This is a genomic window from Brevundimonas sp. TWP2-1 (assembly GCF_049897645.1).
Lineage (GTDB): Bacteria > Pseudomonadota > Alphaproteobacteria > Caulobacterales > Caulobacteraceae > Brevundimonas.
In genome coordinates, this window is sequence record NZ_JAFCWR010000002.1 from 487,236 (window position 1) to 513,257 (window position 26,022).

22 protein-coding genes are annotated in these 26,022 nt (G+C 68.5%); 8 read left to right on the top strand and 14 right to left on the bottom strand.

Features of this window, described 5'->3' with window-relative positions:
- Positions 1 to 51 precede the first annotated feature (51 nt).
- Genes ACP7BH_RS12580 through ACP7BH_RS12615 form a run of 8 tightly spaced genes read right to left on the bottom strand, consistent with a single transcriptional unit; the run spans position 52 to position 5,736 of the window.
- Positions 52 to 1,122 (bottom strand): acyltransferase family protein, encoded by a 1,071-nt coding sequence (locus ACP7BH_RS12580; RefSeq protein ID WP_425985688.1) that lies wholly within the window; start codon positions 1,120 to 1,122, stop codon positions 52 to 54.
- A gap of 38 nt (positions 1,123 to 1,160) precedes the next feature.
- The gene (locus ACP7BH_RS12585) at positions 1,161 to 2,288 is read right to left on the bottom strand and encodes an SGNH/GDSL hydrolase family protein (protein ID WP_425985690.1); all 1,128 of its coding nucleotides are present in this window, start codon (positions 2,286 to 2,288) and stop codon (positions 1,161 to 1,163) included.
- Entirely contained in the window at positions 2,288 to 2,575 is a 288-nt protein-coding gene (locus tag ACP7BH_RS12590) for a spike base protein, RCAP_Rcc01079 family (protein ID WP_425985692.1), read from the bottom strand. The genes ACP7BH_RS12585 and ACP7BH_RS12590 overlap by 1 nt, the downstream gene beginning before the upstream one ends.
- A gap of 30 nt (positions 2,576 to 2,605) precedes the next feature.
- On the bottom strand, positions 2,606 to 3,832 hold the full coding sequence (locus tag ACP7BH_RS12595; RefSeq protein WP_425985694.1) for a DNA-packaging protein: 1,227 nt from the start codon (positions 3,830 to 3,832) through the stop codon (positions 2,606 to 2,608).
- Positions 3,750 to 4,283, bottom strand: a complete 534-nt coding sequence (locus ACP7BH_RS12600; protein ID WP_425985696.1) for a hypothetical protein — start codon at positions 4,281 to 4,283, stop codon at positions 3,750 to 3,752. Before ACP7BH_RS12600 ends, ACP7BH_RS12595 begins: the two co-directional genes overlap by 83 nt.
- Before the next feature lie 32 nt (positions 4,284 to 4,315).
- The gene (locus ACP7BH_RS12605) at positions 4,316 to 4,768 is read right to left on the bottom strand and encodes a YcgN family cysteine cluster protein (RefSeq protein ID WP_425985698.1); all 453 of its coding nucleotides are present in this window, start codon (positions 4,766 to 4,768) and stop codon (positions 4,316 to 4,318) included.
- A 40-nt stretch (positions 4,769 to 4,808) separates the two neighbouring features.
- On the bottom strand, positions 4,809 to 5,147 hold the full coding sequence (locus tag ACP7BH_RS12610) for a DMT family transporter (protein WP_425985700.1): 339 nt from the start codon (positions 5,145 to 5,147) through the stop codon (positions 4,809 to 4,811).
- 10 nt (positions 5,148 to 5,157) lie between these two features.
- Positions 5,158 to 5,736, bottom strand: coding sequence for a TetR/AcrR family transcriptional regulator (locus ACP7BH_RS12615; RefSeq protein WP_425985703.1), 579 nt, complete (start codon positions 5,734 to 5,736; stop codon positions 5,158 to 5,160).
- Between the two features lie 286 nt (positions 5,737 to 6,022).
- Between ACP7BH_RS12615 and ACP7BH_RS12620 the strand changes: the two genes are divergently transcribed.
- Positions 6,023 to 7,840, top strand: coding sequence for an ABC-F family ATP-binding cassette domain-containing protein (locus ACP7BH_RS12620; protein ID WP_425985705.1), 1,818 nt, complete (start codon positions 6,023 to 6,025; stop codon positions 7,838 to 7,840).
- Here the strand turns inward: ACP7BH_RS12620 and ACP7BH_RS12625 are convergent, their stop codons facing one another.
- Entirely contained in the window at positions 7,841 to 8,893 is a 1,053-nt protein-coding gene (locus tag ACP7BH_RS12625; protein WP_425985706.1) for a hypothetical protein, read from the bottom strand.
- Positions 8,894 to 9,070: 177 nt separating this feature from the next.
- Here ACP7BH_RS12625 and ACP7BH_RS12630 point away from each other — a divergent pair, with 177 nt between their 5' ends.
- Positions 9,071 to 10,039 carry an alpha/beta hydrolase gene (locus ACP7BH_RS12630; RefSeq protein WP_425985708.1) on the top strand — a complete coding sequence of 323 codons (969 nt, stop codon included), beginning with the start codon at positions 9,071 to 9,073 and terminating at the stop codon, positions 10,037 to 10,039.
- 217 nt (positions 10,040 to 10,256) lie between these two features.
- Here ACP7BH_RS12630 and ACP7BH_RS12635 read toward each other — a convergent pair whose 3' ends face one another.
- Entirely contained in the window at positions 10,257 to 13,124 is a 2,868-nt protein-coding gene (locus ACP7BH_RS12635) for a PAS domain S-box protein (RefSeq protein ID WP_425985710.1), read from the bottom strand.
- Between the two features lie 751 nt (positions 13,125 to 13,875).
- On the opposite strand from ACP7BH_RS12635, the gene ACP7BH_RS12640 reads away from it, so the two are divergent.
- The 4 genes from ACP7BH_RS12640 (at position 13,876) to ACP7BH_RS12655 (ending at position 18,246) form a co-directional block, all read left to right on the top strand.
- Positions 13,876 to 15,063 carry a TonB family protein gene (locus ACP7BH_RS12640; RefSeq protein ID WP_425985712.1) on the top strand — a complete coding sequence of 396 codons (1,188 nt, stop codon included), beginning with the start codon at positions 13,876 to 13,878 and terminating at the stop codon, positions 15,061 to 15,063.
- Positions 15,064 to 15,107: 44 nt separating this feature from the next.
- Positions 15,108 to 16,148: an ABC transporter substrate-binding protein gene (locus ACP7BH_RS12645; protein WP_425985714.1), complete on the top strand. Its 1,041-nt coding sequence runs from the start codon at positions 15,108 to 15,110 to the stop codon at positions 16,146 to 16,148.
- Positions 16,149 to 16,243: 95 nt separating this feature from the next.
- Positions 16,244 to 17,134, top strand: a complete 891-nt coding sequence (locus tag ACP7BH_RS12650) for a hypothetical protein (RefSeq protein WP_425985716.1) — start codon at positions 16,244 to 16,246, stop codon at positions 17,132 to 17,134.
- Entirely contained in the window at positions 17,131 to 18,246 is a 1,116-nt protein-coding gene (locus ACP7BH_RS12655; RefSeq protein WP_425985718.1) for a DUF2336 domain-containing protein, read from the top strand. The genes ACP7BH_RS12650 and ACP7BH_RS12655 overlap by 4 nt, the downstream gene beginning before the upstream one ends.
- A gap of 199 nt (positions 18,247 to 18,445) precedes the next feature.
- On the opposite strand, the gene ACP7BH_RS12660 is transcribed toward ACP7BH_RS12655, so the two are convergent.
- The 3 genes from ACP7BH_RS12660 to cysK all read right to left on the bottom strand — a co-directional run bounded on the left by ACP7BH_RS12660 (position 18,446) and on the right by cysK (position 21,278).
- A complete protein-coding gene (locus ACP7BH_RS12660; protein ID WP_425985720.1) occupies positions 18,446 to 18,883 on the bottom strand; it encodes a MucR family transcriptional regulator in 438 nt (145 codons plus the stop codon).
- Between the two features lie 151 nt (positions 18,884 to 19,034).
- Positions 19,035 to 20,255: a DUF2336 domain-containing protein gene (locus tag ACP7BH_RS12665; RefSeq protein ID WP_425985722.1), complete on the bottom strand. Its 1,221-nt coding sequence runs from the start codon at positions 20,253 to 20,255 to the stop codon at positions 19,035 to 19,037.
- Positions 20,256 to 20,297: 42 nt separating this feature from the next.
- The gene (cysK, locus tag ACP7BH_RS12670) at positions 20,298 to 21,278 is read right to left on the bottom strand and encodes a cysteine synthase A (RefSeq protein WP_425985724.1); all 981 of its coding nucleotides are present in this window, start codon (positions 21,276 to 21,278) and stop codon (positions 20,298 to 20,300) included.
- 148 nt (positions 21,279 to 21,426) lie between these two features.
- On the opposite strand from cysK, the gene ACP7BH_RS12675 reads away from it, so the two are divergent.
- A complete protein-coding gene (locus ACP7BH_RS12675) occupies positions 21,427 to 22,746 on the top strand; it encodes a sensor histidine kinase (RefSeq protein ID WP_425985726.1) in 1,320 nt (439 codons plus the stop codon).
- 8 nt (positions 22,747 to 22,754) lie between these two features.
- Here ACP7BH_RS12675 and ACP7BH_RS12680 read toward each other — a convergent pair whose 3' ends face one another.
- Positions 22,755 to 24,680, bottom strand: a complete 1,926-nt coding sequence (locus tag ACP7BH_RS12680) for a methyl-accepting chemotaxis protein (protein ID WP_425985728.1) — start codon at positions 24,678 to 24,680, stop codon at positions 22,755 to 22,757.
- Between the two features lie 149 nt (positions 24,681 to 24,829).
- On the opposite strand from ACP7BH_RS12680, the gene ACP7BH_RS12685 reads away from it, so the two are divergent.
- Complete coding sequence (locus ACP7BH_RS12685) at positions 24,830 to 26,020, top strand: carbohydrate porin (protein ID WP_425985730.1); 1,191 nt, start codon at positions 24,830 to 24,832, stop codon at positions 26,018 to 26,020.
- Positions 26,021 to 26,022 lie beyond the last annotated feature (2 nt).

The following is a 26,022-nucleotide window of genomic DNA, read 5'->3' on the forward strand; positions in this document are numbered from 1 at the left end:
GGTGGGCCAGTTCGCACCACCTGCCCCTCACCCTTTCGCGTTGACCGATCGCTACGCTCTCGGACGCTCAAGCCCTCTCCCGCCGGGAGAGGGTCGCATCAGCCGCAATAACGGCCGCTCGATCCACAGATGCACCACCACCCCCGCCGCCAGACTCGCCACCACAGTCAGCACCACCACCGCATCCCCCGGCATGGCGACCACACCGCTCTCGAACAGCCGCCCCAGCGCCCGGATGACCAGCACATGCGTCAGATAGATCGAATACGACGCATCCCCCATAAACGCCGCCGCCCGCTCCAACCGCCCCGGCGCCGCGTCCGTCCGCTCCATCCGCACCACGCCGAACACCAGAAGCGCGCTGGGTGCCCCCCACATCACCACCCGCCTCAAGCCGTTCCACGGATCGTTCAGCGCCCGCACATCGTCGATCCCGCCATAGCCGACGACCAGGCTCAGCCCGAACCCGGCCAGCGCCAGTCCGACCGCCCAGGGCCCCGTCCCTCGCGGCGTCCTCCGCCACACCGACGCGATCCCCACGCCCAGCAAGAACTCCAGAATGATCGGCGCGCCCCAGAACCTCAGAACCGGCGCGGCCACGACCAACCCGGCCGCCAGCATCGCCGCATAGGCCCCGACCAGCCCCCAGCCGAGCCGCTTCCCGCCTGCCATCGCCAGGCCGAACCCGGCGTAGAACAGCATCTCGAAACACAGGGTCCACCCCGCCCCCAGCGCCGGAAACGTCATCTCCAGTCCGCTGAACGGCCAGAACAGAAAGGTCGCCGCCGCCACCTCCGGGCTCAGCGTTCCGCCCCGCGCCATCCCGATCAGGATCGGCAGCGACAGCAGCCAATAGATCGGCGCCACCCTGCGAAACCGTCGCCACAGGAACGCTCCGGCCGCGCCGACACCCGTCTGCCCCCGAGTCGTCGTGGCGATGATGAAGCCGCTGATGACGAAGAACACGTCCACGCCCACGGCGCCGAAATCCTCCAGCGTCCCGCCGGCCAAGGCCGTCTCCAGCCCCAGCCGCGTCCCCGCCAGATCCAGCGCATGGGCGACGACCACCGCCGTCGCCGCCACGAACCGCAGCGCCTGCACCCCGTAGAACCGCTCCCCCATCCGCCACGGTTAACACCGCGCGCGCAGAACCGACAACCTCAGATCATCACCCGCGCCCGCACCGCCTCGGCGATCCTGTCCTGCCCCGCCGCATTGGGGTGAACGGCGTCGAACATCAGTCCGCTGGCGAAACCGCCGCCGAACAGAGCCGTCGCGTCGATGGGCGTCGCCAGTCCCCGCACCGCCGCCACATCGACTGCCGCATCCCGGATCGCACCCTGGGCGGTATAGCTCGCCTTGCCCTGCGCGGGATCCGACGGACATCCCGTCATCAGCAGCACGTCCCCCGTCGTCAGGCACCGATCCACCAGCAGCCCCAGCCCGGCCTTGTAGGTCGCCACCGCCGTCCCCGCATTCCAGTCGTTGATCGTCAGGCACACGACCGACAGATCGGGCGCCGCCGCCGGGATCGACCCATAGGCCCGGTACGGCTGGTCCGTCGTGATCCAGTCCGCCACCTTGGCCCCGCCCCATCCGGCGTTGATCACCCGCGCCCGCCGCACGTCCGACCGCCACGCGACCCCGCCCGCGATGAACACCGCCCCGCCCGAGGCCCAGCGCACGCTCACCGGCCCGGCCGTCTCCGGAAAGGCCATGGTCGCAACCTCCATCGACGCCGGCTTGGTCGTGTTCACGCTCGCGCGCACCACCCCATCCGTCTCGACCGTCATCACCCCCAGCGCCGTATTGGTCACGGCCCACAGGTCGAACCGATCGACCGGCCCGTCGGGCTGAAAGCTCCAGACGCCGCCAGACGCCGCCGCACCCGAGAACAGCTTGCCGCCCATCCCCGTCAGCGTATTGACGCCCCACCCGGCGCCCAGCGTCACGCGCGGATCATAGGCCGAATAGCCGCCGCTCGCCCCGTCCGCTGCACCGGCCCCCGCGACCGACGCCGCCGAGGCCGGCAGGCCCCGCCCGCTCATCAAGGCCGCCAGCCGTTCGGGCCAGGCTCCCGCCCGACCGCTCGGCGTCCAGCCGCCGCCGACCCCGCCATAGCCTTGCGTCACGCTGTCGCCTATGCACAGCAGCCGCGCCTCGCGCCCGCCCGCCTGCATCGTCCGCACCGCCGCCGACCAGACCGGCAGGTCGCTCACCGCGAACCCAGACCGCCCCAACACCCCGCCCGGCGCCGCCGTCGCCGCCCCGATCTCGACGCCCGACATCAGTCGAAGGCCGCCACGATCTGTGTCGCCGTCGTGCCGGTCGCCAGCACGCGCCGCACCTGCACCGGCAACCAGCCCACCGGATGATTGGCGAAGGTCACGGCGTCGGCATCCTCGCCGCCAACCGTCAGCACACGGACATTACCCGCCGCGCCGACATAAAGCGCCTTGGCATAGGCTGTCAGATCGACCGTGTCGCTCGGCGTCACCGCCGCCGCGCGCCGCGCCGGCCCGCTCGCATCGCGCCCATGGTTCAGCAATCCGTCCCGCTCGGGAATGGCTGGCATGTCTCTCTCCTGTCGTTGAAATCTCAGGCCCTAGAGCCTGGTGATCCTCGGTCCCGCCGACTGCGGTCCCAGCATCAGCCGCGTGATCGCCCACACCAGGGCGTCGGCCCGATCGGGACTGGGTCCGCCCTCGCACCCCAGGGCCAGCATCTCTTCCTCCAGCGCGGGAAAGGCCTCGCAATGGACCACCCGCCCCTGTTCGTAGAGCAGGGCCACCGGCTCGGCCCGCGCCGCCTTGGACCGCGAGGCATGCACCATCTCGACCGGCGCGGGACAGTCGTTGGTCCTCAAGACCGCCCGCACCATGTCCCCGCCCTGGTTGCCCTCGGCGACCACCTCGTGCGCCCCGAAATCCCGCGCGGCCTGACAGACCGCCGAGGCCCAGCCGCCCGGCGACAGCCCCCGCACCGTCCGGTCCGCCAGCACGAAGGCCTGCCGCCCCTTGCGACCGACCACCACGATCCCGCAGGCGTCGCCGCCCGCCGTCGCCGGCGGATCGACCGCCACCACCACCCGCTCCAGCTCGACCGGCCGCGCGCCCCTGGCCCGTTTCAGATCCTCGATGCGGAACAGGGCCCCTTCGCCCTCGACCACCAGGCCTTCCAGCTCCTGCGCCGCCAGCCGCGTCCCGCCATAGACGTCGTTCAGATGCGCCAGAAATCCGGGCGACAGGTTCTGCGCATTCAACGCCGTCGCCGCCCGCTCCGTCACCGTCCCCGCCTCGGCCATCAGCCGCCTCAGCGCCGGGATCGGCCGGGGCGTCGTCGTCACCGCCAGCAGCGGCTCGTCCCCCAGCCGCAACCCGAAGCGCAGGTTCGACAGCACCATCTCCGGCTTGCGCCAGGCGCAGAACTCGTCCGCCCAGGCCGCATGGAACTGCGGCCCCCTCAGACTGTCGGGATCCTCGGCCGAGAACGCATAGGCCGCCGACTGATTTTTCCACACCAGCCGACGCCGCCCCGCCTCCCAGCGCGGACGGTCGCCCGGTTCCGCCAGCGCCTTGATCCCCGACGCCCCCTCCACCATCACCTCGCGCACGTCGTGCAGGGCGGGGCCGACCAGGGCGATAGTGATGCCCGACAACTTCCGGGCCATCTTGTCGACCCAGACTGATCCGGCGAAGGTCTTACCCGAACCTCGCCCACCCAGCAGGAGCCAGGTCCGCAGGTCGAGATCACGCGGCTTGTGTTGGTGGTCCAGCAGGCGCGCATGATTGCGCTTCAGCCTTAACTCTTGCCCGCTCAGCCGCCTCAGCATCCTTTCTCTCGATGATGCTGTCGAGCCGCTCGTATTCGACGAGCAGTTCTCCTCGGATTCGCTCGTCTTCTGCGGGGTCGTAGGTTCGTCCACCCATCTCGTCCTCTTCTTTGTCGCTAAGGCACATCAGCCGCATCGCCTCGACCGCCTTGGCCGAGCGCGCGATCACGCCGATCTGGCGCGCGACCTTTTCGGCTGCGCCGGCTTCCTTGACGTCCGTCTCGCAGACGCTTTCGGTCGCCTCTTCGATCTTGGCTTTCATCTTCAGAAACAGGGGCTCCATCCACCCGGCGCAGGACGCAGCCGTTGCGCCAGCGCCGCCGCAGCCGCCCTCTCCGTCATCCCGATTTCCCGTCATGCCCAAACCATAGCGCAGCAGCGTCCTCAGGCCGGAAGAACGCCCACATAATTCGCCAACGATTTGTTTTCTAAAGACTTCAACCAGCGTCATTGCGCTGGCTAGAGGGGCCTACCCTAACAGCCTCAGCCCCGCTCCAGCATCCATTCCGGCGCCTCGAAGTCCAGCGCATCCTCCGGCTGGGCCAGCGACAGCTCGGAAATCGTCTGCCCCCGCACCGACACCCCGGCCGTATGCACCGTCTCGCGACTGCCCGAGATCAGATGATGCCACCCCGCCAACGGCCGCCCCTCGTGCAGCCGGCGATAGGCGCACGACAGGGGCATCCACCCCAGCGCCTGGATGTTTCCGGGCGTCAGCTTGATGCAGTCGGGCACCTGCGCGTTGCGGTTCGCATAGTCCGAGCACGAACAGGCCTGGGAATCGAACAGCTTGCAGTGCACCCGCGTCGGAACGACGTCGCCCGTATCCTCGTCCTCGAACCGGATCACGCAACACAGCCCGCACCCATCGCACAGCCCCTCCCACTCGGAAGGCGACATCTCGGCCAGGGTCTTGGTTTCCCAATAGGGCTGCATGGCGCGCCTCATACGCGCCGCGTCGCCGCTTGTCACAGCCTCAATGCCCCACCGTCTTGGAGAACAGGTTGATCACCACCACCCCGCCGACGATCATCGTCAGGCCCGCGATGGCCGGCAGGTCCAGCCGCTGGCGAAACGCCACCGTCCCGATCACCGAGATCAGCACGACGCCCAGCCCGCTCCAGATGGCATAGGCGATCCCCACCGGCATCTGTTTCAGCGCGATCGACAACAGATAGAAGGCCAGGCCGTAGCAGGCCGCCATCCCCGCCGTCGGCCAGATCCTGGTGAACTGCTGCGAGGCCTGAAGCAGCGTCGTCCCCGCCACCTCCAGCGCAATGGCGCCCAGCAGCGCCGCCCAGGTCACGGGACTCATGCCACGGGGCTCATGCGTCGTTCGCGGTGATCGGATGGCCGGGCGTCAGCAGCGACAGCAGCGCCCTCCTTTGCTCAGCGGACACCTCGTGCAGCCCGAACAAATCCGACAGCCACAGCCCGTCCGCAATCAGTCTGAGCATCAGGGCGTCGTCGGCGCCGACCGGATCGCCCGGATCGTCCACCTTCACCCGATCGATCCAGCCGCCCCAGCGCTTCGCCAGCGACGGCTCTATGGCGCAGGCGGCCATGATCACCCGGCCGATGCTGACATCTTGCGGCGTCACCGGCTCCGTCACCGTCGAGCGCAGATAGGCCCGTGCATTGCGGCCATAGGGTTCGGGATCGCGCGCCGCCTCGGCCAGGATGCCGTCGGTATGCATCTGCCCCAGATGATCGACCATCCCCTCCAGCAGGGAGAGCTTGCTGGGAAAATGATGCAGCAGCGCCCCCTTGCTGACGCTCGTCCGCGCCGCCACCGCATCCAGCGTAAAGCCCGACGCCCCCAGTTCGGCGGCGACCTCCAGGGCCTTGTCGATGATCTCGGCGCGGGTGTCGTCGGGCGCGCGGCGGCGTGTAATCGTGTCCATGGCCGCTACATACCAACCGGACGGTAACTGTCAATATCGGCGCAAATCCTCCCCCGCCTGCGGTGGAGGGGGCGAACGTCCCACCGATCTTTACGCCTAAAAACCGCTCCCTTTCGGACGCCTGCGATGCGTCCGCCCCCTCCACCACGCTACGCGCGGTCCCCCTCCCCCGCTTCGCGGGTGAGGATCGGGCTGGCGTCATCGCGCCACAACCCTTAAATCCCCCATTTCCGCCCCTCCCCGCGTCCCGCGCGATCTCCTCCCCATAGGGAGGATCGAAAGTCACATGGCAGCCAGACCCCCCCTCGTCGCACTCAAGGACGTCCGTCTTCAGGACGGCCAGCGCCCCCTCTTCGACGGCGTCGACCTTGCGGTCGAACCGCGCAGCCGCGCCGCCCTCGTCGGCCGCAACGGCGCCGGCAAGTCCACCCTGATGAAGGTCGTCATGGGCATGATCGAGCCCGACAGCGGCGACCGCTCGGTCCAGTCCGCCGTCCGCTTCGCCTATGTGCCGCAGGAGCCGGTCATCACCGGCGAGACCCTGCTGGACTACGCCTCGTCCGGCGAGGCCGAGAGCTGGACCGCTGAATCCTGGCTGGCCACCTTCGGCCTGAACCCCGAGAAATCCACCCAAGGCCTGTCCGGCGGCGAGACCCGCCGCGCGGCGCTCGCCAAGGCCTTCGCCGAAGAGCCCGACCTGCTGCTGCTGGACGAGCCGACCAACCACCTCGACATCCTGGCGATCGAATTGCTGGAGAACGAGCTGATCCAGGCCCGGTTCGCCCTGCTGGTCGTCAGCCACGACCGCGCCTTCCTGAACCGTGTCACCAACACCGTCCACTGGCTGGAAGGCCGCCGCGTCCGCACCCTGAGCAAGGGCTTCGTCGAGTTCGACGAATGGTCCTCCAAGGTCATGGAGGAGGAGGCCGAATCCCTGCGTCGCCTGACCAAGACCATCGAGCGCGAAACCGCCACCTTTTACTCGTCCATCACCGCCCGCCGCAGCCGCAACGAGGGCCGCGCCCGCTCGCTGAACGCCCTTCGCGCCGAACGCGCCGAAAAGATGAAGGACGCCCCGCGCGAGCTCTACCTGGGCGTCGATTCCGGCGGCACGTCGGGCAAGCTGGTCGCCGAGATCAAGGGCGTGTCCAAGGGCTTCAACGGCCGCACCCTGTTCAAGGATCTGACCACCCGCATCATCCGCGGCGACCGTCTGGGCATCGTCGGTCCCAACGGCGCGGGCAAGACCACCCTGGTCAAGACCCTGCTGGGCGAACTGCCGCCTGACGAGGGCACGGTTCGCATGGGCTCCAACCTGGAGTCCGTCTATCTGGACCAGTCGCGCGAGGGGCTGAAGTCGGACATGACCCTTTGGGACGCCCTGACGCCGGGCGGCGGGGACTCGATCCTGGTGCGCGGCGTGTCCAAACACGTCGCCGCCTACGCCAAGGATTTCCTGTTTTCAGAAGCCCAGCTGCGCCAGCCGATCTCGACCCTCTCGGGCGGCGAACGCAACCGCCTGCTGCTGGCCCGCGCCCTAGCCAAGCCAGCCAACCTGCTGATCCTCGACGAACCGACCAACGACCTGGACATGGACACGTTGGACAAGCTGGAAGAGCTGCTGGAGGGCTATGACGGCACCCTGATCCTCGTCTCCCACGATCGCGACTTCATCGACCGCCTGTCCACCTCGACCCTGGCCCTGAACGGGCGCGGCGACATCGTCGAGACCCCCGGCGGCTGGACCGACTTCATCCGCCAGAACCCCGGCTTCCTCCAGCCCGGCTCCAACCCCCGCCCCCAGGACAAGGCCGCCGCCCAGCGCGCCGCCGAGGCTGCACCGGCCGCCGTCGCCCCCAAGAAGGCCGGCAAGCTGACCTTCAAGGACGCGCATCGCCTGAAGGAGTTGGAAGCCCTGATCGACGCCCTGCCCGCCACCATCGCCAAACACGATGCTGCGTTGGCCGACCCCGCCCTCTACGCCCGCGACCCCAAGACCTTCGACGCCACGATGAAGGCCGCCGACAAGGCCCGCGCCGACCTGGAGGCCGCCGAACTGGAATGGCTGGAACTGGAAGAGAAGAAGGCGGCGCTGGCGGGGTGATCAGGCAGTCTGGCCCGTTCTTTCGTCGGCCCAGACCTTGAACGCCTGATCGGCGGCGCTCACCGACCCGCCCATCTGGCGGCCGGCGGGATCCTGGGCGAACCACGGCTCCACGTCCCCGCCTTGGCGGAGATGGATCGTCAACCGGATCAGCGCCGCGTGATCGCCCGTCTTCGCCTCCATGAAGTCCAGGAAGGCGCGCACCCGCGTATAGAAGGCGGACGCCGCATTGATGTCGGTGCCCGTGCGACGCTGGAACTCCTCGCCGCTCATCGTCATGACGCGCGGCCCCGCCCCCGTCGCCGCCCCGTCCGTCAGGGCGGCGGCAGACGCACCCGACGCAAAGGCGGGATGGGTCTCCGCCAACAGCGAGGAGACGGCGTCGGCGCGCGGATTCTCGTTCCACACCTTCTGGAAGGCGGCGCGTCGCGACTCGGTCAGCCCCTCGCCCTCCATCAGGACGGCCGCGGCCTCGTCCAGCCAGTCGGGGGCGGCGCTTCCATAGGCGTCGCCGCCTTGCGCGACCCCGGCCCAATAGGTCTCGATATACCAGAGGTGCCCCAGCTCGTGCGCCATCACGCCCGGCTGAGAGGCCTTGACCACGCTGGCCTCGATCTGCGGCGCCGCGCGCTGGACGGCGGCGGTCATCAGGGCCTCGGCCTGACCGGCTGTCGCCTGTTTCGCCACGGCGTCGCGCACCGCCTGCTCCATCGCGCCGCGACGCGCCGATGCGCTGATCCAGGGCAGGACACGCGAGGCTCCGACGGCGCGCACGTCCTCGACAGGCTGCGCCCCGTCCAGCACCACGGCATAGGCCGGCGGCCTTGCGCCGAACGCCTCGGCCCATGTCGTCTCAGCCATGCTCGCCTCATCGGCGGCCTGCGTCACGGCCTCTTCGGTCGGCCCCACCACGAGGCCGTTGGGCGTCTCGCGACAGGGGGCGGTCGTCGCCAGGGCGCTGCACCGCAGCCTGGGCGACCCTGGCTCTTCAGCCGGCGCCGCGCCCAGAGGCGCGATCAGGGACAAGGTCAGGACAAGGTCTAGCAACGGCATGAACGGTCTCTCTTTTTTTGCGAGCATCTCTGCGCGCCCCGGCGCGTGCAACTTAACTTCCGGTCATGTCCGCCGATCGAACAGGGCCGGCGTCGTCCGGCGCTTCGCCGCAACCCGGCTTTGCCGTAAGCGTTTCGTCTTCCAATCTCGTCACAGTAATCGGCCGTTCGTCCTCCCATGACCCTGCGCACCCACCTCGTCGAGTTCGCCCCGCCCCAGCAGGCGGCGGTGCGGCGGATCAACGCCGTCCTGGCCCGCGCCCCGCGCCTGCGCACCGACGGCTGGCGGATCGATGCGGGTCAGCGGCTGTCGCTGTGGCTGGACGCCGCCGCCGGGCGGGTCACGGTCCCCCGCCTCAGAAAGCGCGGCGTCACGGTCGAGATCATCCAGACCGACGGCGACCATCCCGTCCCCTTGCGCATCCTGCATCCCACGGGCACGCCCCGCGCCGTCATCCTGGACATCCACGGCGGTGGCTGGGTGCTGGGCAGCGCGGGGCTGAACGACCGGCTGAACGCCCATCTGGCGCACCACGGCTTCTGCGTCGTCTCGGTCGATTACCGCCTGCTGTCAGAGCGTCGCCATATCTATGTCGACGCCGCCATCGCCGACTGTCTGGCGGCCGCCTACTGGACCGTGACCAATGTCGATCGGCTGGGCGCCTCGACCCTGTTCCTGACGGGGGAATCCGCCGGCGGCCATCTAGCCGCCCTGACGGCGGTGGCCCTGCGCGACCAGGGGCTGATCGACCTCGTGAAGGGCTGCGTCTTCACCTACGGCGTCTTCGATCTGTCGGGCACCGAGAGCGTGCGTTCGGCCGGTCCCGAGACCCTGCTGTTCAACGGCCCGACCATGCGCGCCGACCTGGCCCGGCTGGCCCCCGACCGGGACGAGGCGGGCCTGCGCCGGCCCGATGTCTCGCCTCTCTATGCCGACCTGACCGGCCTGCCGCCCGCCCTGTTCATCGCCGGCGAGGACGACCCCCTGTTCGAGGACAGCCTCTTGATGGCCACCCGCTGGGGCGAGGCGTCGCAGGCCGACCTGATCCGCGTCCCCGAAACCCCGCACGGCTTCCTGCATTTCGGCGGCCCGGCGGCTCGGGGCGCGCGCAGAGCGATCCGCGCCTGGCTAGATGCGAAACTCTAGGGCGGCCCAGAAGGCGTTCACCACAACGCGCACAACGAGATCACGACGGGAGCGAACCCGCGTCGGCTCCCCGACTCCATGGCCAAGCTGTCGATCACTCTGCGGCTTCGCCGCCGCAGGCCGTCAAGATTTTCCGATCCAGCATAACGCCGTCGTGCTCGCTGTGATCTCGTCGTGACCGCTGTGATCCCCCTTTTCGTCAACTCAGCCGAGTTCTCTAGCTTTCTATCAACTCGCGAATCCGGCTGCCCAGGGCCTCCATGCCGAAGGGCTTGGTCATCACGTGCATGCCGGGGTCCAGGTGCCCGTTGCCGACCACCGCATTCTCGGCATAGCCGGTGATGAACAACACCTTCAGGTCCGGCCGCTCCAGCCGCGCGGCGTCCGCCATCTGACGCCCGTTCATTCCGCCGGGCAGGCCCACGTCGGTGACCAGCAGGTCGATCCGCGCCTCTGAGTTCAGCAGCTTCAGACCCGCCGCCCCGTCCGAGGCCTCGATGCACTGATAGCCCAGCTCGTGCAGGATTTCGGCGACCAGCATCCGCACCGTCGGCTCGTCGTCCACGACCATGACCGTCTCGCCGGCCTGGGCGCGCGGGGCCTGTTCGACCTCGGGAACGGCTTCGCCCTCGTCCACCGCGCCGTGGTGGCGCGGCAGATACAGACAGACCATCGCCCCCTGACCCGCCTCGGAATAGATCCGCACCTGGCCGCCCGACTGGCGCACGAAACCATAGATCATCGACAGCCCCAGCCCCGTTCCCTCGCCCAGCGGCTTGGTGGTGAAGAAGGGCTCGAATGCGCGCGCCGCCACGTCCGGCGCCATGCCGCCGCCGGTGTCGCTGACGCAGATGGAGACATACTGGCCGGGGTCCAGGTCCTGGGCCTTAGCCGTGCGTGCGTCGATCCAGCGGTTGCCGGTCTCGATGGTCAGCCGCCCGCCGTCCGGCATGGCGTCGCGCGCATTGATGCACAGGTTCAGCACCGCGTTTTCCAGCTGGTGCGCATCGATCAGGACGGGCCACAGGCCGGTGCTGGCGATCACTTCCAGATGGACGCTCGGCCCCGTCGTGCGCCGGATCAGGTCCTCCATCCCGCGGATCAGCCGGTTGGGATCGGTCGGTTTTGGATCCAGCGTCTGACGCCGCGAGAAGGCCAGCAGCCGGTGTGTCAGGGACGCCGCCCGCTTCGCCGCCCCCTGGGCCGCGGCGGTGAACCGTTCGACATCACTATACCGACCCTGGGCGATCCGGTTGGTGATCAGCTCCAGACTGCCGCTGATCCCCGCCAGCAGATTGTTGAAGTCGTGGGCGATGCCACCGGTCAGTTGACCGACCGCCTCCATCTTCTGGCTCTGGCGCAGCGCCTCCTCGGCCTTCATCAGGGCGCTGGTGCGTTCGGCGACCTGGTCTTCCAGCGTCTCGTTGAACCGGGCCAGTTCGGCCGACTGGCGACGCAGTTCCTCGATGTCGATGTTGGAGCCGACCCAGCGGGTGATCCGGCCCTCCTCGTCATGCACCGGCTCGGCCCGCACCATGAAGGTGCGATAGACGCCGTCGTGGCGAAGGATTCGGAACTCCGCCTCATAGACCTGACCGCTCGCCAGGGCCTGCGACCAGCGCGCAGTCGCCTTCTCCCGGTCATCGGGATGGACGATCTGGCCCCACCCGTCCGTCCCGTCCAGCGCGCCCTCGATCAACCCGGTATAGGCATAGACCTGGGGGTTGAACCAATACAGCGAACCGTCGGCCCAGCTGGCCCATATCTGGTTCGGCGTGGCCTGGGCGAAGACCCGAAACTGGGCCTCGCTGTCGCGCAGGGCGGCCTCGCTGCGGGCGCGCTCGGTCGCCATCCGCACCCGTTCGGCCACGTCGCGCATCAGCTGCAGATCGCTGTCGGTATAGTGACGCGCCGTCGCGTGATTGACGAACACCAGGGCCACGACCCGACCCTGTTCCATCAGCGGCATGTTGACGAACGATCCGGCGCTGATGGCCTTCAGGGCTTCGGCGGTGTCGGCCGTGCGAGGATCGCGCGTGACGTCGTCGATCGCCACCGTCTCCCCGCGCTTGATGTTCTCGATGTAGGATCCATAGTCGCGGAAGGACAGGACGCCGGCCAGGCTGGTCACCCCCGGCTGATTGAAATCCCGCGCGATGGTGATGGTCTCGGCGAGAGTATCTATGGTACCGTAGCCCGCGCGGCTGACGCCCATCGTCTGCGCCAGCACCTCGGCGGACGCCTGGGCGATCTCCTCGGCGTCGGTCAGGTCGCGAATGGCGTCGTTCAGCTCCAGCAGGGCGTTCTGGCGCGCCTCGCTCTGTTTGCGCTCGGTGATGTTGTTGAACAGGATCGCGACCTGGTAGGCGCCCGGCTGACCGATCCTCAGCGCCTGCACATCGTACCAGCGGCCGAAGATGTCGGCGGGATTTTCAAACCGCGCCGGCTCGCCCGTGCGGGCGACGCGGCCGTACAGATCGAACCAGTGCTGCTCCAGCCCCGGCGCGATCTCGCTGACCCATTTGCCATAGGGATCGACTAGGCCCGTCATCTCCTCGAAGGCCTGGTTGCCCTCGACGATACAGTAATCGATGGGGCGATCCGCCTCGTCGAACTTCATTTCGATGACGCAGAACCCCGTCGCCATGGCCGCGAACAGGGCGCCGTATCGCGACTCGCTCGCCGCCAGGGCCTGGTCGGCGCGGTGGCGATCGGTGACGTCCATGCCTTGGATGAAGATGCCCCAGACCTGACCGTCTTCCTTCAGGGGCTGGAAGACGAAATCGACGTAGCGGTCCACGACGTCGCCGCCGGGTTCGGCCTGAACGGCGTAAAGCGCGCTGTCGGCCCGATGCGCCTCGCCGGTGCGATAGACTTGATCAAGAAGGTCTAGATAGCCTTGCGCCACCGCATCGGTCAGCATCTCGGCGACCGTCCGCCCGATCACCTCGCGATGGCCGATCACCTTCTGATAGTTCGGATTGGTCAGCTCGAACCGATGCTCGGGTCCCGTAACCAGCGCCATGAACCCCGGCGCATGGGCGAACATATGGGCCAGCTGCCCGCGATTGATACCGTTAGACAAGGCGTGGCCAGACCCGGTGATGGACAAACATTTCCCCCAAGGACTCTCATCCGCTGATCACAGAACCCAAAGCGCGCCGGGCGGTTGCAGCGCAATGTGTCCGCCGCCGAACATAAGCCCGCATCATCGTCTTCTTGTGGACAAGACAAACCGCTGATCCGCCAAAGCGAATTTGATCCGTCCACCGATGTTCACAGGCTTGTCCACCGCCGCCGGGCCAGCCGTGCACATCGGGGCGAGATAGGGCGCTTGCCTCATAGCCGCTTTCGTCCGAACGTCAACAGGCCAAGGGACACGGCGGCGCGGAAATCCAGGGGAGACCCCGGACATCAAGCGAACCGGCCCGGCTCTCCGACCCGGCGCGATCGGGCGATCTTCGGATCGTAACGTGCGACAGGCGGGATCCAGGCTCCAGTCCTCGACGGTCTCCGGATCGACGAGGAACGAGAGAACCGGATCGGGATCGACGGACGACGCGGACGCAATGCCGTGGGACGCCCAAGACCAGGAGCGCGACAGGACACAGCCGACCGCCCTTTCGGGTTCGCTCGAAACGGCGCTGACGCCAAGGCCCTGACCCGGACGGCCAAGTCCAACCCGGACTTGGCGAGGGGACGAAGCGCACGGGCTTGCCCGCACGCTTCGTCCCCTCGCTCAATTGGGCGTCGCTCAACTCGGGGGTTGAGTTCACAGACTTGCGCTAGACAGCCGCTCCGACATCTGCATCCATACCGTGCAGTTGGAGACAGTCATGCGTGCAATCCAGACCGCGCTTTGCGCCTTCGCCGTCGGCGTGATTTCAGCGGGTTCGGCCCACGCCGATCAACAGCCCGAGTATGTCGGGCCGCCCATCATCACCCCGACGCCTCCACCCCCTCCGGTCGCCGTCAGGTTCGGCGCTCTGGGCCAGCCGGTCGAGAACACCGTCCTGCGTCTGCCCGAAACGGAATCGACGTGCGAGGGCCTTGCGGTGCAGCCCCTCTACAGCGAGACCCTGCCGGCGCAACAGGCCGCACGACAAGGCCAATCCGACCCCGAAACGGTCCTGGCGTTTTCCGTCGCGGGGGACGGGCGGACGGTCGATATCCGGCCCGCCGACGCAGCGCCTATAGCCTTCGCCAATCTCCAGGCTAGCCTCGCCGTCTGGCGCTTTCCTGCGCGGGCACGAAAGGATTGCCGCCTGACGATCCGCTGGCGCAGTGTTCGACTGGACGAGGCCGAGACGCCGGACCTGTTGAACTATTTCGCTATCAACCGCGATCGGGGCGCCCTGCGCGATGCCGTGGCGAAACGCTTGGGCGGAGAGGGCGCCGACTGCGGCGACCGGTTCGGCGGCCGCCAGCCGGACACTGTCGTGTTTCCCGACTTCGAAAAGGGGCGCAAGCCCGCGCCCGGCGGTCGCAGCTGGTCCGTGACCCGATGGAACATAGACGCCGAAGGCCGCGCGACCGACGTCGAGACCATTGGCTCGTCCGGCGATGCCGACCTGGACTCCGAGGCTCGTCGCGCGACGGCAGAGACGCGGATGCGTCCCGGCCCGGCCAGGAAGGGCTGCGTCTACAACCTCTATCGCTCTGGCGAGACCTTGGCGGCTCCACCCGTGACGCCGGAGGATCAGCGTGAAGACCCGCTGCAGCAATGCCCGGCGACCATCGGCGACCGGTTCTCCGTTCGCGCCAATCCCGTGTTTCCGACCGTCTTCCGCGATCGCTCGGTCGAGGGCTGGGCGCTGATACGCTTCGATATCGCCCCCTGGGGCCAGATCGGCAACGCGTCGGTGATCGAGGCTCAGCCGGCCGCCGCCTTCGGCGTCGATGCCCTGCGGCTGGTGCAGACCAGCCAGGCCACGCCGGGGTTCGAGGCCGGCGTCCGATGCGTGGTTCCGGTGCGCTACAAGCTTCAGGACACCGACAAGCCTGTGGACGCGGATCAGAACTGAACCCGCGCCTTCCCAAGGCCCCTATCCCCCCGTAAGTCAGGCGCATGACTATGCTGGGGAATCGCCTGCTGACCCGCCGCCGCGCTCTGATCGCGGGCGGTGCGGCCGTGGCGGCGGGGGCCGTGGGGCTTCGGGCCTGCGGGCGGGTCGAGGCGCCGGTGGACGAACAGGGTCGCGTGCGCCTGCGTTTCGCCACCGATTGGCGCGCCCAGGCTGAACAGGGCGGCTTCTATCAGGCCCTGGCCAGCGGGGCCTATGAGAAGCGCGGGCTGAACGTCCAGATCGTCCAGGGCGGTCCCGGCGTGAACGTGCCGCAACTGCTGGCGTCCGGCGCGGTTGAACTGGGCATGGGCTCCAACAGCTTCATCCCCCTGAACCTGGTCGCGGCCGGCGCCCCGGTGAAGGCCGTCGCCGCCTTCTTCCAGAAGGACCCCCAGGTCCTGATGGCCCATCCCGATCCGGCGCTGGAGACCATCGCCGACCTGACCGGCCGGCCCTTCCTGCTGGCCGACACGGCGATCAGCACCTTCTGGGTTTGGCTGAAGGCCCGCTACGGCTTCACCGACGAGCAGCTGCGCCCCTACGCCTACGACCCCGCCGCCTTCATCGCCAACACGCGCGCGGTGCAGCAGGGCTATCTGACCAGCGATCCCTACGCCATCGAACAGGCGGCCGATTTCGACCCGCGCGTCTTCCTGATGGCCGACGAGGGCTATCCCTCATACGCCGCCATGGTCCTGGCGCCCAACGCCTTCGCCCGCGACAACGCGGCGGCCCTGCGCAGCTTCATCGCCGCCTCGGCCGAGGGCTGGCGCGACTACATCCGGGGCGACGCCTCGGCCGCCGACGCCCTGATCCGCAAGGACAATCCGGACATGACGCAAGCCGTGCTGGACCAGGCCCGCGACAAGCTTCGTGACAACGCCATCGTCGACGGGGGCGACGCCGCCCTCTACGGCCTGGGCGCCCTGACGACTGAACGCTGGCAGGCCTTCTTCGACGTGACCTCCCAGGCCGGGGTCTATGAGGCGGACCTGAACTGGCGCGACGCCTTCACCGACAACTATCTGCCCGGTCGCGGCTGATACGCCTTCGTTGTCGCAACCTGCCTTGGCGTTAGCGCGGGATTAAGTGGTCGAACCCTAGTGTGCGGGCTGCAATTCCTTACCGGAGAGCCGCCTTGCGCAGCGCCCTCGTCCTTTCGACCCTCCTGACCGCCGCCAGCCTCGTGGCGAGCGGCGCTGTCGCCCAGCAGGCGTCGACCAATCCGTCCGGCCTGCGCTACCTGTCGTGGCCGGGCAAGCCGCCGGTCGCCGCCCGGCCCGCCCCGAGGCCCGCCCCGAGGCCCGCCCCGAGGCCCGCCGTGACGCAGCCTGAGGCCCCGCAGCCGACCGTCGTCGCCGCCAACCGCACCATCCCCGGCGCCATTCCCCTGGCCCGCCTGGCGCCCGCCGCCACCACGCCGCGCAGCAACGGCCTGACGCCCGCCAGCGTCTGGATGGGCCAGCCCGCCCCCGCCCCGACGCAGGTCGCTCCCGTGCAGTCCGCCCCTGCGCCCTACACCCCCGCGCCTCAGCCGCAGGCGCCCGAGCCGGTCCAGAGCCAACCGCAACCTCAACCGCAAGCCGAGGTCGCGCCCGCTCCCGCCCCGCAGCAGACGGTCCAGGCCGCTCCCGAACCCCAGCCAGAACCCCAGCCGCAACCGACCGAAGCCGTCGCCGTCGCCGACCCCATGGCCCCGCGACGCGACGCCCCCATCTATCGCCTGCAACGCCCCCAGGCCGGCGTCCCCCTCGACGGCGCCGCCATCGCCGCCAATCAGCAGGCGGCCCAGATGGCCCCGACCGGCGACAGCAGCGCGCGCTATTATTCGGTTCACCGCCAGGCCGGCCGTCACCCCGACGCCATCCAGGCGCCGCAGCAGACCTATCTGGACGCCCTGCCGGTCGAAATGACCCAGACGCCGCGCTCGAACGACCTGGCCCAGCCGGACGGCCCGCCGGCCCTGATCCGCAACGCCAACGGCTCCCTGCGCGCCGTGCCCCAGACCGAAGCCGACAACCTGCCATGACCGATCAAGTCGTGATCGAACCTGCCGTGATCCCCGGCTCGCGCCTGCCGCAGCTGATCGCCCTTGCGGCTGAGGAATCCAGCGAGAAACGCCGCCTGTTGCTGCGCGAACTGACCGACCACTTCTTCGGCGTTCCCGACCACAACGCCAACGAGACCGACCTCTATGGCTCGGTCCTGGCCAAGTTGTCCGACGAGATGGAGCTGGCGGTCCGCGCCGAACTGGCCGCCCGTTTCGCCGAGGCGCCCAACGCCCCCCACAGCCTGATCCGCCGCTTCGCCGACGACGAGCTGGAGGTCGCCGAACAGGTGCTGCGCGCCTCCAGCGTCCTGACTGACGAAGACCTGATCCACGTCGTGCGCAGGCGCGGCCAGGGCCATCTGCGCGCCGTATCGGAGCGGGCCACCGTGTCCGAGGCCGTGTCCGACATCATCATGGAACGCGGCGACGACGACACCCTGGACGCCCTGTTGCGCAACGACGGCGCCCGCCTGTCGCGCGCGGCGTCCGAGACCGCCGTCGAACGCGCCAAGGCCAATCCGGCCCTGCACGCCGCAACGGTCGAGCGCCAGAGCCTGCCCGCCGACCTGCTGAACGAGATGTATTTCGTCGTCGAGGCCCGGCTGCGTCATCAGATCCTGGAACAGAACGCCCGCATGGATCCCGACCTGCTGGAGGCGGCCCTGGCCGCCGGCCGCACGCGGGTCGCCACCGACGACGGCGCCCTGCCCGCCGACTATGCCGAGAACCTGGCCTATGTGGACGAGCTGAAGGCCGCAGGCCAGCTGACGCCCCAGGTGCTGATCCGATTCCTGCGCTCGAACGGCCGCACGCCCTTCCTGATCGCCCTGTCGAAACTGGCCGACATCGACTTCCACACCGCGCGCGGCATCGTCGAGCGCAAGGACCTGGACGCCCTGTCGGTGGTCTGCAAGGCGGCCGACATGGACCGCGCCGTCTATCTGACCTACGCCGTCGCCGTCCTGGGCTCGGAAGACAATCCGATGGGCAAGGCCGCCGCCTATGGCCGGATGTACGGCGAACTGACTCGCGACGCCGCCCTTCGCACCCTGCGCTTCTGGCGCATGCGCCGGACGGCACAGGCGGCCTGACTGGAATTCTCCCTCCCCTTCATGGGGAGGGACGGCGAGGACATAGTCCGAGCTAGGGTGGGGCAGTCAAAAACCCGCTCTCGCATACTCGACCCCACCCCGATCGCTGCGCGATCACCCCTCCCCATAAAGGGGAGGGAGAAGCAAAAACGCCCGCCTCCTTTCGGAAGCGAGCGTCCCTTTACCGGAAATCTCCGGCTTATTTCTTGGCGCGAGCCGTCGTGGCGGCGCGGGCGGGCTTGCGGCCGCCTTGGCCCAGGCCCATCGACTTGGCCAGTTCCGAACGCGCCTTGGCGTAGTTCGGGGCGACCATCGGATAGTCTTTCGGCAGACCCCATTTGGCGCGGTAATCTTCGGGGCTCATGTCGTATTTGGTGCGCAGGTGGCGCTTCAACGACTTGAACTTGCGACCGTCTTCCAGACAGATCAGGAAGTCGGGCGCGATCGACTTGCGGATCGGCACGGCCGGCTCCTTGGGCTCGGGCTCGACCTCGACCGGACCATTGGAAACGCCCGACAGGGCGGCGTGAATATTGGAGATAAGCGCCGGCAGAGCGTCTGCCGAGACGGAGTTGTTGCCGACATAGGCCGACACAATGTCCGCAGTCATCTCTAGCAGTTCGGGCTTATCTTCCATTATCGACATCGCTTTCATGATCCATATGCGCGCGACTGATTCTCCAGTCGAGTCATCCTTATACCGTCATAGGGTTGTTTTGGCCCGATAGCAAACACGCGCCCAAGCGGTGCGATATGCACGTTACTGAAAATACATGTAGTGGTTAAGATCAGCGGCCGAAGTCTTCGGCCAGCACCATCATCGCCGCGCGCTCGGGCGCCGAATATTCGTCGACCGCATCATCCTCGCCGTCGCGGATCGCGCGCAACAGGCTGGGCGTCAAAGCCGACGACAAAGACCAGTTCCAGTATCGCAACACCGTCTGCGCCCGGTCGACCGCCAGCATCTCATAGGTGATCTGCACCCGCTCCCAGTCGGGATGGATCTTGCCGTCCGCCAGGGTCTCCGGCCGACGCATCGAGCGCCACAGATTGGTCAGGTCCACACGCGACATCCCCGTCGCCTTGCACAGGATCGCCAGCGGCTCCCCGCCCGGATCGCCTAGCAGCTTGGCCCCCGTCAACGGCTTGACCCCCGCCAGGAAGGCGATCTCCGACGCCGTCTCGCGCGTCAGCCCGTCGCGCGCGGCGACCATGACGGCCTGTTCCAGACTGTCGAACGGGCTCTTTTCAATGGCGGCGCGGTTGCGCTGGCGGCGCTCGATGAACTGCAGCGCCTTGCGCGCCACCGGATCGGCCCAGCCCTCTTCGGCGGCCATGGGGAAGACGTCCTCGGACGCCTCCTGCATGACTTCACGCGACACGGCGAACCGCTGCAGGATGGTGCGACGATCCTCGGGCGCGCACCACCAGAACATGACATAGGCGCCCGACGGCCTCAGCTCTGGCCGTTTCAGCAACAGGCCGCACAGACCCGGCGACTGACGGCTCAGGCCCACCACCGCCTCGACCCCGACCTGCGACAGGCGCGCGGTCTTGTTGCGCAACACCGCCTCGATCACCTCCATCTCGCCGAAGGTGAACAGGGTCTCGGTCACGATCTCGGACAGGCCCCGCCGCGCCGCGATCAGAAGCCGATGCTCGAAGCTGGCGTCGCGCGCACAGCCGACGATGTCGGCGTCGCTCAACGACGCGCACTGTTCGATCAGCAGGCCGGCGATCTCCGGCTCGTCGCGCAACAGGATGCGCGCCACGCTGTTGGGCAGTTCAGCCAGAGGCGCCAGGCGCGAGGCGACCCGCCGCCGCTCCTCGCGCGACGCCAGACGCAGCATCTCGACCAGCAGATCGCCGGTGACGGCCCGCTCGAAGGCGTTGATCCGGCTGGCGGGAAGCGACACGACATCGGCCAGCCGCTTCAGCAGCGCACGGCGTGCGCGCAGCGGCGTCTCCGGCGTCGCCTCTTCCCCCATCATGGCTGACAGTTCGCCCATTCGCCCACTTTAGCGAGCAGCGGTTAACCGGGCGTGTGCCGCTTAAAGCCCTTCGAACAATGCCGTCGACAGATAGCGTTCGGCGAAGGACGGGATGATGACCACGATGGTCTTGCCCGCATTCTCGTCCAGGGCTGCAAGCCTGAAGGCGGCGGTCAGCGCCGCGCCCGAGCTGATGCCGACGGGGATGCCTTCGACACGGGCGGCCTTGCGCGCCATGTCGAAACTGTCGTCGTTCGAGACCTGTTCGACCCCATCGACCACCGACGGATCATAGATGGCGGGCGTGAAGCCGGCGCCGATGCCCTGGATCTTGTGCGGTCCGGGCGCGCCGCCCGACAGCACCGGCGAGGCCTCCGGCTCGACCGCGATCATCTTCACCGAGGCCTTCTTCGCCTTCAGCGCCTGGCCCACGCCCGAGATGGTGCCGCCGGTGCCGACGCCGGCGATGACGATGTCCACCGCCCCGTCCGTGTCGTTCCAGATTTCCTCCGCCGTCGTGACCCGGTGGATGGCGGGGTTGGCCAGGTTCTCGAACTGCGACGGGCTGACCGAGTTTGGCGTGGTCTCCAGCAGTTCCTGCGCGCGCGCAATCGCGCCCTTCATGCCCTTTTCGGCCGGGGTCAACTCCAACTGGGCGCCCAGCAGGGCCAGCATCTTGCGACGCTCGATGGACATGCTCTCGGGCATGCACAGGATCAGCTTCAGCCCCTTGGCCGCCGCCACGAAGGCCAGGGCGATGCCGGTGTTGCCGCTGGTCGGCTCGACCAGGACCGTATCCTTGCTGATCTTGCCCGCGTCCTGCAACGCCTCGACCATGGCCACGCCGATCCGGTCCTTGACCGAGGCGATGGGGTTGAAGAACTCCAGCTTGGCCAGCACCGTGGCCTTGGCTCCATACTCCGCCGACAGACGCGGCAGCCGCACGATGGGGGTGTCGCCGATGGTATCGACGATCGAGTCATAGACCTTGCCCCGGCCCTTCTTCAGGTGGCGGGACGCGTCGTAGCTGAAGTCGGTCATGGGGAAGGTCTCCGTGAATCTGTGGCCCGCAAAAGATAAGGCCTCGCTCCACCGCGCAAGGGGGCGAACGCGATCATTTCTGCGCGAGCCTTTCAGAGCGGCTATGTAGGCCTATATGACGCCGTCGCGCGAACCGAGATTTTCTCCCTTGCCCCACACCCGCCCGCCTTCCGACACCGGCCTGACGCCAGAGATCGCCGAACTGGTCGCGGAGGTGTGGGCCGACACGGCCGCAGAGACCCAGATCCGCATGGACGAACCGGTCGCGCCAAAGGTCGAGGCGCCCCCGACGCCCGAGATCCGCTCGACGGCCGACGAACTGCGCTATCGCCTCAAGCAGCAGTCGCTGCTGGCGCGGTTCGGCGAAGTGGCCCTGCGCGAGCGGGACCGCCAGGCCCTGCTCGACGCGGCCTGCGAGGTTTGCGCCGACGGGCTGGAGACGCCGCTTTCCAAGGTGCTGATCCACAACGAGGCGCGCGACCGCCTAGTCCTGGTCGCCGGCGTGGGCTGGAGCGGCGAGGTCGAGGGCCGCGTCTCGCTGGGCGTCGAGCTGGATTCCCCGGCCGGCTACGCCTTCCAGACGGGCAAGCCCCTAATCTCCAACCATCTGGACATCGAGGACCGGTTCCGCACGCCCAAGCTTCTGGCCGACCACGGGGTGCGGCGCGCCATCAACGTGCTGATCCGGCCAGAACTGGACGGCGAACCCTGGGGCGTGCTTGAGGTCGACAGCCCCGACGAGGGTCAGTTCGACGCTCGCGACGCCCTGTTCCTGGACGCCTTCGCCGCCGTCGTCGGCGCCGCCATCGCCCGCCAGCAGACCGAGCAGCGGCTTTTGGCCGCCATCGAGCACCAGGCCCTGCTGACGCGCGAGGTCAGCCACCGCGTCAAGAACAGCCTGTCCCTGGTCTCCAGCCTGTTGTCGATGCAGGCGCGCGGCGCCGCGTCCGACGACGTGCGCGCCGCCCTGGCCACGGCCGGGTCGCGCATCCAGGCCATCAGCCAGGTCCACGACCAGCTGTGGCGCGGCGCCGACGTCCAGACCGTGATCCTGTCCGACTTCCTGTGCCAGCTGTGCGCGGCCATCGACACCGGCAGCGATCGTCACGTCATCACCTGCGAGGCCTCCGACGCGCCTCTGGGCGCCGACATCGCCATTCCGCTGGGCCTGATCGTCAACGAACTGGTCACCAACGCCATCAAATACGCCTATGGCCCCGATGGCGGCGGCATCACCGTGACCGGCCGGATCGCGGATGGGCGCCTGACGGTGACGGTGGCCGACCAGGGCAAGGGCTTCGACCTGATCGCCGCCCGCAGCGACCGCAGCCTGGGCATGCGCGTGATCGACAGCCTGGTGCGCCAGATCGGCGGGACCATCGTGAACCAGGCCCCACACTCCGGGAAAGACGCCGGGGAAGGCGAAGGCGTCGGCGCGATCCTGGTGGTCGAGGCCTCGGCGACCTAGGTCCGCCCCTAGAACTCTTCCCAGCCGTCGGCCTGCGCCGTCGGCGCCAGCGCCGCGCCGCCGCGACCCACCGTCTTCATCGCCGTGACCGTGCGCTGTGCGGCGGGTGCGGCATGTCTCGCCGGAGCCGGCCGCGCCGCCTGGCCTTGAGGCGACCCGACCTGGAACCGGGCCACCGCCGCGTTCAGGCTGTCGGCCTCCTGCGACAGGGAATGGCTGGCGGCGGTGGATTGCTCGACCATGGCCGCGTTCTGCTGGGTCATCTGGTCCATCTGGTTGACGGCCGTGTTGACCTGCTGAAGGCCCGTTGCCTGTTCGGCCGCCGAACCCGAGATGTCCGTCACCAGGGTTTCGATCTGGGCGACATGGGCCGCGATCCGCTCCAGGCTCGCGCCGGTTTCGCCGACCAGACGCACGCCCGATCCGACCTGATTGGCGGACTGGGTGATCAGGGACTTGATCTCCTTGGCGGCCTGGGCCGACCGTTCCGCCAGCGCCCGGACTTCGGACGCGACGACGGCGAAGCCGCGCCCGCTGTCGCCCGCCCGCGCGGCCTCGACCCCGGCGTTCAGGGCAAGCAGATTGGTCTGGAAGGCGATCTCATCGATCACGCCGATGATCTGGCCGATCTCGTTGGACGACCGTTCGATCTCGCCCATGGCCGTGATGGCGTCGCGAACGACGTCGCCGCTCTTGTCGGCGTCGCCGCGGGCCGCCTGGACGGCGCCAGCCGCCTGAACGGCGCCCGCCGCGGTCGCCCGCACGGTGGCGGTGATCTGATCCAGGGCGGCGGCGGTTTCCTCCAGAGACGCGGCCTGCTGTTCGGTGCGGCGCGACAGGTCGTCGGCGGCCTGGGCGATCTCTCCGGCGCCGGCGTTGATGGCCCCGGCGTTGAAGGCGATCGAGCCGATGGCCTCCTGAAGCCCGTCCAGGGCGGCGTTGAAGTTCGACCGCAGCTGCTCATAGGCGGCGGGGAAAGGCTGGACGATCCGGTAGGTCAGATCGGCGGCGGCCAGCGCCTCCAGACCCTGGCTCAGGCCGGTGACGACCGTGGCCTGCTCGCGAGCAGAGGCCTGACGCGAGTGCTCGCCAGCGATCCGGTCCTCATCCTCCTTGAGGCGCTGCTGTTCGGCCTGGGCCGCTTCGGCCTCGGCGCGTTTGACGATCAGCGCCTGAATGCCGACCACGGCGCGGGCGATGTCGCCGACCTCGTCCTTTCGCCGCGCCTCGCTCAGTTGCACCTCGGTCTTGCCCTGGGCCATGGCGCGCAGGTCGGCGGTCAACCGCCGGATCGGCGCGACCACGCCGCGCGTCCCGCCCAGGATCAGGCCCAGGCTGATCAGCAGGCTCAGGATCACAGCCCCGATCATGACCATTCGACCACTGGCCGCCGACGCCTCTGCGGCGTCGTGATTGCGCAGGGCCTCGGCCTCGATCTTGTCGGCCGCCGCACCCATGGCGGTCTCCAGCGTCGTGAACTGGGTCAGGAAGTCGGGCATCAGCCGCTGCGCCTCAGCCGTATCTCGCCCGGCGGCGTCGATCACATTCCCCGCCGCCTCGACATAGGTCGTCAAGGGCGCGTCCACCGACTCCAGGGCCGCCTTGATTTCAGGGTCCGTCACCAGGGCGGTGTTGTCCGCCACCGATTTTTCGAAGATCGCGCGGTGTTCGGCCAGGGCTGCTCGAACATCGTCCAAGGCGACGCCGTTGGCAGGATCGGACGAGAGCAAGGCCGCGAACACATCCGCCCGCAAGGCGTCATGCATCATGTCGGCCTGCATGTGGTTGCGCAGAATGTCGGACGATACCGACGCCCGATCCAGCGCGCCGCCCAACTGGGTGTTCATCATCAGGCCGACGCCTGCCGTGCCGACGGAGAGCAGCAGCACGCCGAGGCCGGTGGCCGTGACTTTCTTGCCTATGGTCCAGATCATGATCGCACTCCCGATACAGGTCGAGAACGTCGATAGCCGAATTATGGTTAAGGCTTCGCTTTCGTGGCGGCGGGCATGACCGGCCTTCCGATAGGCCGATCTTCACCTTTTCGGATTACGACGATTTCCGATAGACGGGAGACCCGGCCATGCAGAACGCTAAGCCAAAAGCCACGACATATCTTTCCGCCGCGCTCGCGCTCGGCTTCGCCCTCCTCGCTGCACCAGCTGATGCCCGCGTCGCCGATCCAGCCTGGACGGTCTCGGCGGAGTACACGGCCGACGTTTCCGGCGTGGTCTCGGGCGGCGTCTCGCGCGCTGGCCGCTACCTGGACAATCTGTTGGTCGCGCTGGACGGCGACCTGGAACAGGCCGTCGGCTGGCGTGGTGCACGGCTGCATGTGTCGGGCCTCTATAACGGCGGCGGCGAGCCCAACGCCCTCGCCGGCACCCTGCAGGGCGTCGACAACATCGAGGTGGGCGCCCAGGGCGCGCGACTGTTCGAGGCCTGGATCGAACAGGACCTGGGCGGATCGGCCTCGCTTCTGGCGGGCCTGTACGACCTCAACAGCGAATTCTACGCCACCGAGGCGTCCGGCCTGCTGCTCGCGCCGCCGTTCGGCATAGGATCGGAACTGGCCTCGACCGGCCCCAACGGCCCGGCCATCTTCCCGTCGTCGTCTCTGGCGGCGCGGCTTCGCGTGGGCGACAGCGAGGCGCTGTACGGCCAGGTCGCGGTCATCAACGCCGACGCCCGGACCCTGGGCGACCACGGCGGGGTGGACACCAGCCTGGACGAAGGCGTGCTGGGCATCGCCGAGGCGGGCGTCGGCGGCCCCGTCCGCTATGCGTTCGGCGTCTGGCGCTATGATCAGCGTCAGGAGGACATCCGCGACCTGACCCCCGCCGGCGACCCCGCCCACAGCCGGGCCCAAGGCGCCTATGCGCTCGCCGAGGGCCGCATCTACGGCGCCGCCGCCCCGGACGGACCCCAGATCGACGCCTTCGCCCGCCTGGGCCTTTCGGACGGCGACACGACGGATTTCAAGGGCGGCTGGCAGGCCGGCGTCCTGATGCGTCAAATCTTCGCGTCACGGCCTGAGGGTCAACTGTCTTTCGGCCTCCACCAGGGATGGCTGTCGGACAAGGCGCGCGCCAACTTCGCCGACGCCGGCCTGAATCCCGGCCGCCACGAAGAGGGACTGGAACTGACCTATGCCGACACCATCGGCCGGTTCGGCGTCCAGCCTGACATCCAGTTGATCCGCAATCCCGGCGGTCTGCGCGACGCCGACAACGTCGTGGTCGTCTCGTTGCGCGTCACCGTGCCCCTGTTCTGAGG